The organism is uncultured Chloroflexus sp. (genome assembly GCF_938091255.1).
Classification (GTDB): Bacteria; Chloroflexota; Chloroflexia; order Chloroflexales; family Chloroflexaceae; genus Chloroflexus.
Genome location: NZ_CALLJH010000006.1, coordinates 34,264 through 48,980 on the forward strand (window position 1 = coordinate 34,264; position 14,717 = coordinate 48,980).

The window sequence follows — 14,717 nt, forward strand, 5'->3', positions numbered from 1 at the left end:
CTCCAATCGAAAGAAGCAGTGCGAGCAGGTAAGCATCTCTGTCAGCACAAAACCCACAAGATGCCTTCGCCTTTCGCCGATAGCTCGCACTGACAGCGTGCATCACAAGTATGCAAAGTTTTGCATATATTGTTCAAAGAAAGATCGGGCTATGCTGCCCGATTCGGTCATGTAGTTCTTGCAGACATTGAGGTCAGATGTGCAAACTGGCTAGGTCTGCGCATCGTTCCCTGACTATCACTTCAACCAGCCGGCAATCTCCTCTTCCGAGGGGATGCGACCGGCGGCGACTAATACATCATTGACGACTAATCCCGGCGTGCGCATCACATTCCAGCGCATAATTTGCGCGTAATCGGTTACTTTCTCGATCTCCGCCTCCAGTTGGTGCTTCTGGATCACATTGCGCACCCGCTCTTCCAGTTTGCGGCAGTTTGCACATCCCGGCCCTAATACTTTGACATTGACCATGATTACACTCCTCGTTCCAGTAGCACAATAGGTGTTGCACAACGCGGACATGAACACCCTGCCGATAACGGTAACGTCGATTCGGATTCACCGGCTAGGGCGCGAGCCATATCGAGCAGGTCTAGCACCTCATGGCGGATGATGCGGTAATAGATATTCGGCCCCTCACGCCGGTCGCCGATCAAACCGGCCCTGCGTAAGACTGCCAGTTGTTGCGAGACATACGCTTGCCGTAGACCCAAGATCGCTTCGATATGGCAGACGCATGCCTCACCGTTGCGCAATATTTCGAGAATTTGGATGCGCACCGGATGCATCAGCGCTTTGAACAGGCGAGCCTGTTTGTCGGCAGTGGTGTTCTTCATATCTGCTATTGTATGCGATTTTTTGAATATCATCGTTAAAATATCACAACCGAACGGTTGTAGCACTTTAACTGTTCACCGCTAGAGTGGGGCGTGTTTTCTGTGACGGTTGTCGCGAGGGTGATACTCGGCAGGGGGTTTCAAGGGTGACCGTCACCTGTAGTCGTTCAGTTCACGACGGTTGTCGGTGGCTGGATGACAGTATGTCATTATCGGCAATCCGTAAGTGAAAGCCCCCGCAAGGGCTGGGGTGCGGCAAGGACGCACGGGACGACGAATGAGCCTCTCTCGCCCTAGCAGGGCGAGGGGCGAGAGAGGCGCACAATAGGTAGGCTACAATGGCAGTTTTGACGAACGTGCCACTCCTGTTTACAATCAGTTTATGCAGAAAGCAACTCAATCTACGCTACTCGGTCATCATTATCTCTTTACTGTAGTTTGTGAAGTAACAGAGAACACATTTCTTAATCATCTCGCTTTAGGTAGACTTTCCGATAATTTGTAATGATTATGCAACAGAACATCACTATGCGTATCAGCGATCTCGCCCGCCAAGCTGGTGTGCCGGCCAAAACCATCCGCTACTACGAGCAGATCGGTCTCTTACCGCCACCACGTCGAGCCGAAAATAACTATCGCCTCTACACGCCAGAGACCACCGAGCGCCTGCGCTTTATTGTCAGTGCCCGCAGTTTAGGCCTATCACTGCGAGCCATTGCCGCCATCCTTGCGCTCAACGATCACGGCGAACCGCCGTGCGCCGCGATGCTTGCCACCATTGATCGCCAGATTGCCGCAATCGAGCAGCGAATTACTGATCTCAATGCGCTACGCAACACGCTGATCGCGTTGCGCCAGCAAGGTACTCGCACTGCAAAGCCGTGGGAAGATTGTATCTGCGCGTTGGTGCGCGATAGCGCGAATGTTGGGGTTGCCGCCGAGGGTGGAGACGCGTGATACCACCTCTTCACCCTCGGTGGAATGGACATGCAAGATCTACTCTCCGGCCACTTTCCACTCGCCAGTAACGACTCGTACCGGCGTCGGCAGCCGGATTGAGAGGAGGCCGGCCAAGAACACAAACCCGGCTGAGGCCCAGAGGCAGGCGATTAGGCCGCCATAGAGGCTGCTCTGCATACCCCATTGGTAGAGCACACCCGATAAGACGGTGCCGGCTAGTCGGCCTAATGCGTTCGCCATGTAATAAAAACCAACATTCATCGCCACCTTGGCATCGTCGGCGTAGGCCAGAATAAGGTAGCTATGCACTGCCGAATTCAGTGCAAAGACGATGCCGAAGGCGAGAAGACCACCAACTACCGCGAGAGTGGGGGCAAGACCGGCGCTAAGTGCGAGTGCGATACCGACCGGAAAGGCAGCGAGTGCAAAGGCTAACCACATCGCGGTACGTCCGTCAGGTGCGCGGGCATTGGCGACCCGCCGTCGGATGAGAGTCGGTGTAGCCGCTTGCACAAAGCCGTAACCGATCGTCCATGCTGCCATGAAGCCGCCGGCGAGCCAAAAATCCCAGCCGAGCACTGTGATGAAGAAGACCGGCAACCCGACGACGAACCAGACATCACGCGCACCAAATAGGAAAATCCGAGCAGCAGCCAGTAGATTGACTGCTCGGTTAGGCGAAAACATCTGCTTGAACTTGGCTTTCCTATCGGCAACGCCGAGATCGCCGCTAATGGCGCTAACGGCACCGATCAGCGCGGCTAGAACCAGTGCGGCCAGCACCAGCAGGGCGGTCTGGAAACCGAGCAGGCTGAGCAGCAGCGCACCGACGAAGAAGCCTAACCCCTTAATCGCATTCTTCGAGCCGGTTAAGATGCTCACCCAACGGTAAAGCTGACCCTCGCCCTCACCGGCAACGAGCTTCACGGCACTCTTCGACGACATCTTGGTCAGGTCTTTCGCAATACCCGACAGCGCCTGCGCTGCCATCACGTAGGGCACGACCAGCAGTGAGGGTGGGGCGAACGCCAGCATACTCAGTGCGATCAGTTGTGTCGCTAGCCCAAGAAACAGGGTCGCCTTCAAGCCAAACCGCGCACCGAGGTAGCCACCGAACAGATTGGTGATCACGCCGAAGATTTCGTAGAAGAGAAAGAGCGACGCAACTGCAAATGGTGAGTAGCCAAGCTGCGCAAAGTAAAATAGCACCAGCATCCGAATTGCGCCGTCGGTGAGGGTGTCGGCCCAATAGGCCGCCGTTACCAACAGATAGTTGCGCCGGTCAGCACGCCGCTGCTCGGCAGCCGTAGCTGCCGGAGTTACCGATTGTACCGGTTTCATAATGCCATCGCTACCTTTCGCGCTAATTCGACGTACCGATTGGCGTAGCCCCACTCGTTATCGTACCACGCATAAATCTTGACCTGTGTGCCATCGGTGACCATGGTACACAACGAATCGATAATCGCCGAGTGGGGATCGGTGACAAAATCAATCGAGACCAGTGGGCGGGTTTCGTAAGCGAGAATACCCTTGAGTGGGCCTTCGGCAGCGGAGCGCAGCAACTCGTTTACCTCAGCAACAGTCGTAGGGCGTGCGACCTCAAATACGCAGTCGGTCAGCGAAGCATTGAGCAACGGTACTCGCACCGCTTGCCCATCGAGCTTGCCCTGCAATTCAGGGAAAATCATCCCAATCGCCGTTGCCGAGCCGGTGGTCGTCGGCACGAGCGAGAGGCTTGATGCTCGCGCTCGCCGCAAATCTTTGTGAGGCTGATCATGCACGCTCTGCGTATTGGTTGAGCTATGAATCGTTGTGATCATCCCATGGCGAATGCCAATTCCCTCGTGAATAACCTTCACTACCGGCGCCAAACAATTGGTTGTACACGAGGCAGCCGTTAGCAGATGGTGACGGGTTGGGTCGTACCAATGATCATTGACCCCCATCACAATATTGAGTGCCTCACCCTTCACTGGCGCCGCCACAATCACCTTCTTGACGCCAGCAGCGAAATAGGCCGCCAATTGCTCGGGAGTGCGAAACTTCCCCGTCGCTTCTAGTACAATCTCGACCCCCGCCGCAGCCCACGGCACAGCAGCGGGGTCTTTGATCTGACTGTAACCAATCGGCTTCCCATCTATCAGGAGCTGATTGCCCTCACCCTGCGCCTCGTGGCTCCAGCGCCCATGCACCGAGTCGAAGGTGAGGAGATGCGCTGCAACCGCTGCATCGCCCCCGATCTCGTTAATATGGGCAAACTCTAATTCAGGCCATCCCCACGCTGCCCGCAATGCCAGCCGTCCAATCCGACCGAAGCCATTGATCCCCACCCGTACCGCCATAGAACCCTCCTGTTTTATCAATTCATATTGATGCAATTGTACGCGATATACGGATCCATGGCAAGATGGGTTGAATAACCGTAGAGCCGCACGACCGTGCGCCTCAGCCCTTGTAAGCAAAATTTCTGGCTAAAGCGCGACAACATGCCCTAGCTATGCTATAATTGCCAACAATTGTACGTTCTATATGGTAGTATGGCCATGAGCGACTTGATCACGATCAAAGGCAGCCGCGATGGATTACGGCTTCGTTTAGACGCCACCGCTGCATGGCCGGAGTTACTCAGTCGGCTCGATCACCATCTTGGTGAACGGCGTGGCTTCTTTCATGGCGCCAGTCTAGTGATCGACCTCGGCGATCGCGAGGTGTCACCAGAACAGTTAGACGAAATGTTGGCACTGATCCGCCAACATGGTGTGCAAGCAACTGCCATCGATTCGTCAGATCGCGTGACCCGTGCCGCAGCTCGGACGGTAGGGCTAACAGCACGGCCTTTACCGCGCTACTCCGAACCAGCGCCTGTGGTCGAGGCTGAGGCACTATTGATGATGCGCACCCTCCGATCGGGGCAGGTGTTACGCCACACTGGCCATATTACCTTGATCGGCGATGTAAATCCGGGGGCCGAGATTATTGCCGGCGGAAGTGTCGTTGTCTGGGGGCGGTTGCGCGGGTTGGTGCATGCCGGTGCGTTAGGTGATAGCAGCGCTATTATCTGTGCGCTTGAATTGAATCCAACCCAGTTGCGGATTGCTAATTTAATTGCGCGCGCACCAGATCGCGATAAAGTCAGCCGGCCAGAATTCGCGCGAGTGGTTGCCGGCGAGATTGTGGTTGATGGATGGGAAACATTCAAGCGCTAGTGGGGTGTTATGGGCCGAGTCATTACCGTCACTTCGGGTAAAGGTGGCGTTGGCAAGACGACGACGACTGCGAATCTTGGCACAGCGCTTGCGATGCGTGGAGCGCGCGTGGCCGTCGTAGATGCCGATATTGGCCTACGGAACCTTGACGTAGTGATGGGTCTTGAAAACCGCATCGTGTACGATCTGGTTGATGTCGTTGAGGGGCGGGCACGGTTGCGCCAAGCCTTGATTAAAGATAAACGCCTCCCTGAATTGTGCTTGTTACCCGCCGCCCAGACTCGTGATAAAGACGCGGTAAATGCCCAACAGATGATCGATCTGACCAATCAACTGCGCAACGAGTTTGATTTTGTGTTGATCGATAGCCCGGCTGGGATTGAAGCTGGTTTTCGCAATGCCATTGCTGGCGCCGATGAGGTCATCATCGTCACTACACCTGAAGTATCGGCAGTGCGCGATGCTGATCGAATCGTCGGATTGGTTGAAGCGGCTGAAAAAGGCCCGCCCTCGCTCGTTATCAACCGGATTAAGCCCCGGCTTGTGAGTCGTGGTGAGATGCTTTCCGTTGAAGATGTGCTGGAATTGTTAGCAATCGCATTGCTCGGTATTGTACCTGAAGATGAGACGATTGTGATTGCGACCAACCGTGGCGAGGCTGCGGTTTACGATCCCAGTTCGCTTGCCGGACGCGCGTATATCAATATTGCCCAACGATTAGCCGGCGAAGATGTGCCGGTTATGGCGATCCCTGATCAACAGGGTATGCTCGATCGACTGCTCGGCCTGTTTGGGCGGCGACGAACATAGCGGAAAGGAGTGCCTGTGTCATTTCTGAATGGCCTTTTCGGTCGAAAACGCGACTCGAGCGCCGAACTGGCCAAGCAACGGCTGTTGACGGTGCTGATCGACGACCGCTACAAATTGACGCCTGAGATGATGGCACAGATGAAAGCCGATCTGGCTGAAGTGCTCAAGCGCTATTTGCCGGCAATCGATCCCGATCAGATCGAAGTAACCCTCAGCCGAGGTGAGGCCCACGATCTGCTCAAGGCCGATGTGCCGCTCCGCCGCGCGGCGGATAGTCAGCAGCATCGGTAGCCGCTTCGTCTGCTGGTGTCGCTATAATGAAGGGCGACGAATCGTTATGATTCGTTCGCCCATTTCATGTCGTGTCGAGGTGCTGTGCCAACGCTGTAAGGGACGCTCCTTCGTCCACAGTGCTCCTTGGAGTATTAGTATTGCGCTGCTCGCGTATCCCATATCGAAACACAGGAATATCATCATGGACACTGAATCCCGCCCAATCCGGTTTTCGTATCAAGCTAAATGGATCAGCAGTGCGATAATTGTGGCGCTGGCGATTGTATTAGTCATGGGGGTTTCCCATATCCTACCACCGTTTATCGGTGCGATTATTACTGCCTACTTGTTTAATCCGTTGGTTGGTTGGTTGCATCGCCGCACCCGCCTTGGTCGCGCGCTCTGGATTGTTGTGCTCTATGTCGTTGCTGGGTTGGCGCTTTACAGTCTCTTTACCGCGCTTTGGCCGCGAATTGTGCAGCAGAGCCGCGATTTGGCCGCAAATGCGCCCATCATCATTCGTGAGTTAACGGTCTTTTTTGAACAGAATCAGTCGGTTCAAGTCGGTGATTTTGAAATTAGCCTTTTGCCACTTGAAGCACAGATTATTGGGGTCGTTCGCGATATTGCCGGTTGGTTGAGTGGCAATGTGCCAAAAATTGTCTTTTCAGCCCTCGAGAGCGTCATTTATTTGTTGGTGTATTTGATTATTACCTTTTATCTGCTACTACAGGCACCCCAGTTGAAGGAGTGGGTGTGCAAGCTCATTCCAGCACCATATCGGCGCGAGATCGGTTATCTTGGCTATCAGATCGATCGGGTATTTAGTGCCTATATTCGCGGTCAATTGATCTTGATCGTCATTATGTCGGTGTTACTCTATATCCCGCTCTCGATCTTGCAAGTACCATACGCGCTCGTGATTGCCGTTACTTCTGGGGTGCTTGAAATTTTGCCGATTATTGGGCCGTGGTCGGCTGCCGGGATCGCAATGACGGTAGCGCTCTTCCAGCCGGTGACACCGTTTGGGCTTTCAAATGTGGCATTGGCCGTCTTGCTCGGTATTATCTACTTTGTCTTGCGCCAGATCGAAGACCATTTCATTATTCCAAATGTGATGGGACCGCTGGTTCGTTTGCATCCCGGTGTGGTGATCTTTGCGATTCTGGCTGGTGGGGCGCTGGCCGGTGCGTTTGGTCTCTTTATTTCCATCCCGATTGCGGCCACTATTCGAATTTTGCTTAGTTATATCTATCGGAAGTTGACCGATCAGCCTGAACCGCCATCTGATACTGATCGTCCATTGACGGTTGCTCAGCCTGAATCGGTACCCAGTGAAGTAGCGCTTGGTTCATAAGGATAAGGCAATGAAGTATTGTTCGCTTGATCACGATGCCGGTACGCTGTACTTCTACTTTACTGACCTAGAAGAGGGTCAGGCGACGGCAGTAATGGAATACCCTGCCCATCTCTTGCTCGATGCGCAAGGGGCAATTGTTGGCTGCCGGATTGATCTCGATGATGAGGTTGTTCTCAGTCAGCTCGATCTAGTGCTTGAAGGGCCGTACAATTGGCTTGATGGTCAGTATGGTTATCTGTACATCCGTATTACCGATGAAGAGCCGGTGGAGGTGGTGAAGCTTGATGATTCGGCTGTACTTGATCTTGATGACGATGATCTGGTGCTAGGGATTGAGCTGATGTTACCAGAAGAGTGGCGCACGCCGGAACGATTGGTGCGTTTGGCGCCACTGCTAGTTCCCTTCGATGATGAGCCGCTCGCTGGTGAGGGGCCGGTCGTGTTTGGCCCAACGTTTGCTGCGGCTGAGGTAACGGCAGAGCCAGAGCCGCCAATGGCGGAGGTAACCATCCCGCTCGATCAGTGGCGTTCAGGTTTTGTCGCACTGGTCGGGAAGCCAAATGTTGGCAAGAGTACGTTGCTCAATGCGTTGTTGGGCGAAAAGGTGGCGATTGTCTCACCCAGACCGCAAACGACGCGCGTGCCAGTACGCGGCATTCTCTCGCGACCGGGCGAGCAGATCATCTTCATCGATACTCCCGGTATTCACGAACCTAATCACCGGCTGGGCAAGTTGATGGTCGAATTGGCTGAACGCACGTTACCCAATGCCGATGTTATCTGCTTTATGGTCGATATTAGTCAGCCGCCAAGTCGACTCGATCGGATGATCGCGCAACAGGTGCAGCGTGCGCGTGGTCACAAGCTGCTGGTGCTGAATAAAGTCGACCAGAAACCACGCCAGCCCGGTGCCGATTACCTCCCTGCCTACCGCGCGTTGGGTGAATGGGAGATGGAAATTGCCATCTCGGCCCGACGGCAACTCGGTTTGGCTGCTTTGCTCGGCGAGATTAGCGCACGTTTGCCGGTAGGCCCGCCACTCTATCCGCTTGACCAGATTACCGACCAGAGCGAGCAACAATTGGCTGCCGAATTCGTGCGCGAAAAGGCACTCTATTATCTGCAACAAGAGGTGCCGCACGCCATCGCGGTTGAAGTGGAAGAGTGGATTGAAAAAGAGACGGCAACCTACATCCGTATGACAATAAATGTCGAGAAAGAGAGCCAAAAGGGGATCCTGATCGGCGCCGGTGGTAGTATGCTGAAAAAGATCGGGAGTGCCGCGCGGCTTTCGATTGAGCGTATGCTGGGCCGTCCGGTTTTCCTCGATCTGTGGGTGAAGGTGCGTCCTCATTGGCGCGATGATCCGTCGGCGTTAGGGTGGTTGGGCTACCGAGCGAAGAATTTTCTCTGATGATTTCAACCCATCCATCGCACTGCAAATGAGTGCGTGAGACAGGATGTTAGGGTTGCAGGCTCCACAAATGTCTTGGCATGCCCTACATCTCCTGCACTAGCCGCAATTGTGCAACTTTGCCGCCGATACGTGCGTATCATCACGTAGACTGACCTACGACGCTATTGCAAGGTTTGCCGTTACGATGGCTCCCAACCGCTCGCCACATACAACAACACGGAGTACTATGGCTGAGGTGACTGAAATCCTCTGCCCCATTTGCCATAAGCCGAACCTGCGGCGAGCACGGTTCTGCCAGCATTGTGGTCACGACGTTATTCTCAATAACGATCAGCCCACTGACCATCGCCGCTATGTTATTACCCGGATTATTAAACGCGGCGGGCAGGGTGCGGTCTACGAGGGTATTGATCAAGACGGCAATATCTACGCAATCAAAGAAATGCTCGACCGGTTCGCCGATCCGAAAGAGCGGGCCGAAGCGGTTGAGCGGTTTAACGCCGAAGCGGAATTGCTCCAGCAGCTTCGCCACCCGCGCATTCCTCGCGTCTACAGCCATTTTACCGACGAGGGTCGCCATTATCTAACCATGGACTTTATTCGCGGCGAGGATCTCGAGCAGATCATTGAACGCGAGGGTCGGATCGACGAGCAGCGGGTGTTGCGCTGGGCCGACGAAATCTGTGATGTGCTGAGCTACCTGCACGGCAAGGGGCTGATTTACCGCGATATGAAGCCCTCGAACGTGATGATCGAGCCGAGTGGCGATGTCAAGCTGATTGATTTTGGTATTGCCAAAGTCTTCAAGCCCACTGAACGTGGTACGCAGATCGGCACGCCGGGGTATGCACCGCCCGAGCAGTATCAAGGGTTGGCAACGCCACAGTCAGATATCTATGCGCTAGCAGCAACGCTGCATCACCTGCTGACCGGACGCGATCCAACCCAAGAGATGCCTTTCTCGTTTCCGCCAGCGCGTGCGCTGGTGCCGGAAATCTCTGAGCGCACCAGTGCTGCGCTCGAAAAGGCGTTGCAGAAGGTTGCCAAAGATCGCTTTGCGACGATGGATGAGTTTCGCGCGGCGCTGATCCCGCGTAGGCAATCGCAACCGGCTCAAGTGCGGGTTGCGCCAGCGTCGCAGCCAGTACCGGTGCCGGCGCGACCGGCTAGCTCTGCACCAGTCGCATCGGTTCCTGTTCACCTACCGCCGCCGATGCCGGTTCCACCGCCGTCGACGCCGATGGCGGCGTCGTTACCATCCCAGCCGGCGCACCGTCTGCTCGGTCAAATGATGGTGGTAATCGTGTTGCTGGGGTTGATTGCCATGACCGTATTCAGTGGGTACGTGCTGGTAACGCGGCCCACGTGGGCCGAGCCATTCCTTGCGCCGATCGTTGGTGGCCGTAGCCAGCCTGCCCCCCTCACCGGTCAACTGCAAACGATCGAGTACGAGCTTGAAGTGACCGTTGCTGAAGGCACTGATGAGCAGGGTGTGCTTACCGCCTTTCGCGAAGCGTATCGCGCGCGGGTGCAACGCGAGTACGGTACGCATGCACAGATCAATCCTAGCATTCCGATCAGCTACGTCGGTCAGCCGAGGCAGATTAGGCAAAGCAATGGTCAGGTAACGTACCAAGCGCGACTGACAGGCCGGGTATGGGTGGCAGGGCCATAGAGGCAGAGAGGGGCGACGCATTCATCGCCCCTCTGGTATTTCGTATTACTCTTCCAACGTAGACACATCGCCTTCGGGCAGCCCCAACGCGCGGGCGCGTAGCACACGACGCATAATCTTGCCCGACCGCGTCTTGGGCAGTGAGGTGACAAACGTAATCGAGTCGGGGCGGGCAATCGGGCCAAGCTCGTGGCCGACGTGAGCGCGCAGCTTCTCTTCCAGATCGTGGCTCGGCTCGAAGCCGGTGCGTAGGATAACGAAGGCGTGGATCGCGTTACCCTTCACTTCGTGCGGTAAGCCTATCGCGGCAGCTTCGGCCACTGCCGGGTGGCTGACCAATGCACTCTCAACTTCGGCGGTGCCAAGGCGGTAGCCCGACACCTTGATCACGTCATCGAGCCGTCCGATGACCCAGATGTAGCCATCTTTGTCTTTGCGTGCGCTGTCGCCGGCAGCATAGTACGGCGGTACCTTCTGCCAGTACCCCTCAACGTAACGTTGCGGATCGTAGAGGATTGTGCGCATCATCCCCGGCCATGGTGTCTTGATCACCAGCAAACCGTCTTCATCCGGCGCGCAAGGGGTGCCATCTTCATGCACCACATCAACCTCGATACCGAGGAACGGACGGGTAGCCGAACCGGGTTTGAGCGGTACCGCCGGGGTCGGCGTAATCATAAAGTGGCCGGTCTCGGTCTGCCACCACGTATCCATGATTGGGCAGCGGTTATGGCCGATCTTCTCGTAGAACCACTTCCACGCTTCGGGATTGATTGGTTCGCCAACCGAACCGAGCAGGCGCAACGTGCTGAGATCGTGACGCGAGGGCCAGAGGTCGCCAAAGCGCATCAGACCGCGGATTGCGGTCGGCGCGGTGTAGAGAATCGTAATCCCGTGCTTGGCGACCATACTCCACCAGCGATCGGGGTAGGGATAATTGGGAGCGCCCTCGTACATAAACGAAGTAGCGCCATTGATCAACGGTGCGTAGACGATAAACGAGTGGCCGGTAATCCAGCCGGGGTCAGCGGCGCACCAGTAGCGATCTTCATCTTTGATGTCGAAGACAAACTTGAGTGTGGTATAGGTACCGACCATATAGCCGCCGTGGGTATGCACCACACCCTTGGGCTTGCCGGTGGTACCGGAGGTGTAGAGGATAAACAGCATATCCTCGGCGTCCATCTGCTCGGTGGGGCAGTAGCCATTCGCGATCGGCAGACCAAGCAGATCGTGCATCCAGAAGTCGCGGCCCTGCTCCATCGGTACGCCATGGTTGGTGTGGCGGAAGACGAGACAGGTTTGCACGGTGGGAGTACGGGCCAGCGCCTCGTTGACAATCTTCTTCAGCTCGACCACCTTGCCGCGCATATAGCCGCCGTCGGCGGTGATCAACACCTTGCTCTTAGCGTCGGCCAAGCGATCGGCAAGGGCCGCTTCCGAAAAGCCGCCGTAGACTACGCTATGAGCCGCGCCGATCTTGGCGCAGGCCAACATACTAAACATCAGCTCAGGGATGCGGGGCATGTAAATGGTGACAATATCGCCCTTCTTCACCCCCATGCTCTTCAGCACGTTGGCAATCCGCGACACTTCATAATTGAGCTGGTAGTAAGAATAGGTACGCTGGCTACCATCCTCTCCTTCCCAAATCAGGGCCAGCTTGTTCTTGCGCCATGTCTTGAGGTGGCGGTCGATCGCGTTATGAACGATATTGGTCTTGCCGCCGACAAACCACTTGTAGAAAGGCTTATTGCTGTCGTCGATTACCTTCTCCCACGGCTGGTACCACTCCAATTCACTCGCCATATCAGCCCAGAATTCCTCGCGGTGGGAGATCGTCCACTGGTAGAGTTCATCGTAGGAACTTAAGCCTTTCTTACGGGCGTAGGCCATCACGTTCGATTGCTCAACCAGCGCCGGATCGGGATAGTACATCTCGCTGGTGTCGGGCAGCGCCACATCGCGGGTCTCGGTCATGAGTCGAACCTCCTTGTTGCGTGTCTGCGCGGCTATAGGTTGTCACAGCGGATACAACGATTATAGGCGTTGCCGCGCCGGTATGTCAAACCAATGCTATGTGGATATTTTCACGATAGCGAACAATTGTGAGCAGAGATTAAAGATCCGGTAAAGTTTTGCACAATCATGGCACGGGCGCGCCATGCAATGCGCTGCTAAGTGGCGCGCCATAGCGACTAGAAATCACCGCGCAGCAGCTCGATCGCTTCGCGCACCATATCGACCGTGGCATCGTCTTCGATCGTGCTCAGGTCGCCAATATTATCGCCTTGATACACAGCCCGGATCACGCGGCGCATGATCTTGCCCGATCGCGTCTTGGGCAGCATACTGACGAAGTGGACGGCTTTCGGCGTCGCGATAGGGCCGATCCGCTCACGCACCAGTTGCCGGATTTCATTCGCGATATCGTCTTGCATTTGGGGCGTGATGTGTTGTTTAAGCACTGCGACAACGAGCACATCTTCACCCTTCAGCTCATCGCGCACGCCGATCACGCTCGCTTCGGCCACAGCGGGGTGTGCCGAGACCACCTCTTCGATCTCGCGTGTACCAAGGCGGTGACCACTGACATTTAGCACTTCATCGGCCCGACCCAGCATGAATAGATAGCCATCTTCATCTTGGATCGCGTAGTCGCCGGTCATATAGAGCAGCTTGTCTTTGAAATGGCTCCAATAGCCCTTCACAAACCGTTCGTCGTCGTTCCACAGCGTGAGCAGCGTGCCGGGAGGCAGCGGGCCATGCTCGACGAGAAAACCCTTCTCGCCGGGAGGCACCCGGTTACCGTCAGCGTCAACCACTTCGAGGCGATGGCCGAAGGCCGGCTTGGTCGGCGAGCCGGGCTTGATTGGCAGCAGCTCGACACCAACCGGGTTGGTCACCATCGGCCAGCCGCTCTCGGTCTGCCAGTAGTGATCGATTACCGGCACGCCGAGCGCTTGCGTTGCCCACTCGTAGGTCGGCGCATCGAGCGGTTCGCCAGCAGCGTACAGAATCTTGAGCGAGCTAATGTCGGCGTCGCGCATCCACTGCTCGGGGAACTTGCGCAGCGCGCGCAGCGCTGTCGGTGCGGTGAAGACGTGGGTGACGCCGTACTTCTCGATCACCCGCCACCAGACGCCGGGATCGGGGTGGTCGGGCCGGCCTTCGTAGACCACGGTGGGTACGCCTTTAAGCAAGGGCGCGTAGACGATGTACGAGTGGCCGACCACCCAACCGATGTCGCTCGTGCTCCAGAAGACATCGCCGTCGCCGCAGTTGTAGATAGTGCTCATGCTGGCGTAGAGCGCCACCATATAGCCGCCAGTATCACGCACCACTCCCTTGGGCTTGCCGGTGGTGCCGGAGGTGTAAAGGATGTACGAAGGATCGGTGCTGGCCATGCGGGCCGGCTCGATGTACCGCTCGCCGCGTTTGGCGAGCTGCTCGTACCAATCGAGATCGCGCCCCTTCTTCAATTCGACCGGGATGATCCCGCGGTTGAGCACGAGCACATCGCGCACGCTATCGGTATTGGCTTCGTCGAGCGCCTTGTCAACTACCTCTTTTAGGGGCACCGGCTGGCCCTTGCGCATGCCAGCATCGGCGGTGACGATCAACACCGGTTCGGCGTCATCGATCCGTGAGGCAAGCGACGTGACCGAGAAACCGCCGAAGACCACCGAGTGGATGGCGCCAATGCGCACACAAGCAAGCATCGCAAAGATCGCTTCGGGCACCATCGGCATGTAGATGATCACCCGATCGCCTTTGCGCACGCCGAGGTTGTGGAACAGACCGGCCAAGCGGTTTACTTCACGGTATAGCTCAAAGTATGTGAGCGTGCGCGATTGCCCGGTCTCGGCGCTTTCCCAGATGATAGCGGCCTGCCCGCGTTTGCCGCCGAGGGCATGGCGATCAACGGCGTTGTAGCAGAGGTTCGTCTCACCACCAACAAACCAGCGTGTGAATGGGGCATTGCTGTTGTCGAGCACTTTATCCCATGGCTTAAACCAGTGCAATTCAGCGGCGAATTCAGCCCAGTATCCTTCGGGGTCTTCGATCGATCGGCGATAGATGGCTTCGTAGCCCACAGCGATCCTCCTCTGCGAGTGTACGCATCCTATGCAAGGGAGACAAATGATTGACTTATTATACCATTGTTACATGAGAG

General features: G+C 56.1%; 13 protein-coding genes. 7 read left to right on the forward strand and 6 right to left on the reverse strand.

Features of this window, described 5'->3' with window-relative positions; translation table 11 throughout:
• Positions 1–237: 237 nt before the first annotated feature.
• A complete protein-coding gene (locus Q1A00_RS02555) occupies positions 238–471 on the reverse strand; it encodes a thioredoxin family protein (protein WP_298402078.1) in 234 nt (77 codons plus the stop codon).
• A gap of 2 nt (positions 472–473) precedes the next feature.
• Positions 474–836 (reverse strand): helix-turn-helix transcriptional regulator, encoded by a 363-nt coding sequence (locus Q1A00_RS02560; RefSeq protein ID WP_298402076.1) that lies wholly within the window; start codon positions 834–836, stop codon positions 474–476.
• A 528-nt stretch (positions 837–1,364) separates the two neighbouring features.
• On the opposite strand from Q1A00_RS02560, the gene Q1A00_RS02565 reads away from it, so the two are divergent.
• The gene (locus tag Q1A00_RS02565) at positions 1,365–1,793 is read left to right on the forward strand and encodes a MerR family transcriptional regulator (protein WP_298402074.1); all 429 of its coding nucleotides are present in this window, start codon (positions 1,365–1,367) and stop codon (positions 1,791–1,793) included.
• 39 nt (positions 1,794–1,832) lie between these two features.
• Here the strand turns inward: Q1A00_RS02565 and arsJ are convergent, their stop codons facing one another.
• Both arsJ and Q1A00_RS02575 read right to left on the reverse strand, forming a co-directional pair.
• Positions 1,833–3,137: an organoarsenical effux MFS transporter ArsJ gene (gene arsJ / locus Q1A00_RS02570; RefSeq protein ID WP_299755114.1), complete on the reverse strand. Its 1,305-nt coding sequence runs from the start codon at positions 3,135–3,137 to the stop codon at positions 1,833–1,835.
• On the reverse strand, positions 3,134–4,141 hold the full coding sequence (locus tag Q1A00_RS02575) for an ArsJ-associated glyceraldehyde-3-phosphate dehydrogenase (RefSeq protein ID WP_298402070.1): 1,008 nt from the start codon (positions 4,139–4,141) through the stop codon (positions 3,134–3,136). Before Q1A00_RS02575 ends, arsJ begins: the two co-directional genes overlap by 4 nt.
• 201 nt (positions 4,142–4,342) lie before the next feature.
• Between Q1A00_RS02575 and minC the strand changes: the two genes are divergently transcribed.
• The 6 genes from minC (at position 4,343) to Q1A00_RS02605 (ending at position 10,540) form a co-directional block, all read left to right on the forward strand.
• Positions 4,343–5,005, forward strand: a complete 663-nt coding sequence (gene minC, locus Q1A00_RS02580) for a septum site-determining protein MinC (RefSeq protein WP_298402068.1) — start codon at positions 4,343–4,345, stop codon at positions 5,003–5,005.
• Between the two features lie 9 nt (positions 5,006–5,014).
• Positions 5,015–5,815 (forward strand): septum site-determining protein MinD, encoded by an 801-nt coding sequence (minD, locus tag Q1A00_RS02585; RefSeq protein ID WP_298402066.1) that lies wholly within the window; start codon positions 5,015–5,017, stop codon positions 5,813–5,815.
• Positions 5,816–5,830: 15 nt separating this feature from the next.
• Positions 5,831–6,106: a cell division topological specificity factor MinE gene (gene minE / locus Q1A00_RS02590; protein WP_298402064.1), complete on the forward strand. Its 276-nt coding sequence runs from the start codon at positions 5,831–5,833 to the stop codon at positions 6,104–6,106.
• Between the two features lie 184 nt (positions 6,107–6,290).
• Positions 6,291–7,445 (forward strand): AI-2E family transporter, encoded by a 1,155-nt coding sequence (locus tag Q1A00_RS02595; protein ID WP_298402062.1) that lies wholly within the window; start codon positions 6,291–6,293, stop codon positions 7,443–7,445.
• Between the two features lie 10 nt (positions 7,446–7,455).
• Positions 7,456–8,862: a GTPase Era gene (era, locus tag Q1A00_RS02600; RefSeq protein WP_298402060.1), complete on the forward strand. Its 1,407-nt coding sequence runs from the start codon at positions 7,456–7,458 to the stop codon at positions 8,860–8,862.
• A 229-nt stretch (positions 8,863–9,091) separates the two neighbouring features.
• Entirely contained in the window at positions 9,092–10,540 is a 1,449-nt protein-coding gene (locus Q1A00_RS02605; RefSeq protein ID WP_298402058.1) for a serine/threonine-protein kinase, read from the forward strand.
• Positions 10,541–10,585: 45 nt separating this feature from the next.
• Here the strand turns inward: Q1A00_RS02605 and acs are convergent, their stop codons facing one another.
• The gene (gene acs, locus Q1A00_RS02610) at positions 10,586–12,520 is read right to left on the reverse strand and encodes an acetate--CoA ligase (protein ID WP_298402056.1); all 1,935 of its coding nucleotides are present in this window, start codon (positions 12,518–12,520) and stop codon (positions 10,586–10,588) included.
• 218 nt (positions 12,521–12,738) lie between these two features.
• Positions 12,739–14,637: a propionate--CoA ligase gene (prpE, locus tag Q1A00_RS02615; RefSeq protein ID WP_299755122.1), complete on the reverse strand. Its 1,899-nt coding sequence runs from the start codon at positions 14,635–14,637 to the stop codon at positions 12,739–12,741.
• Between the last annotated feature and the right edge of the window lie 80 nt (positions 14,638–14,717).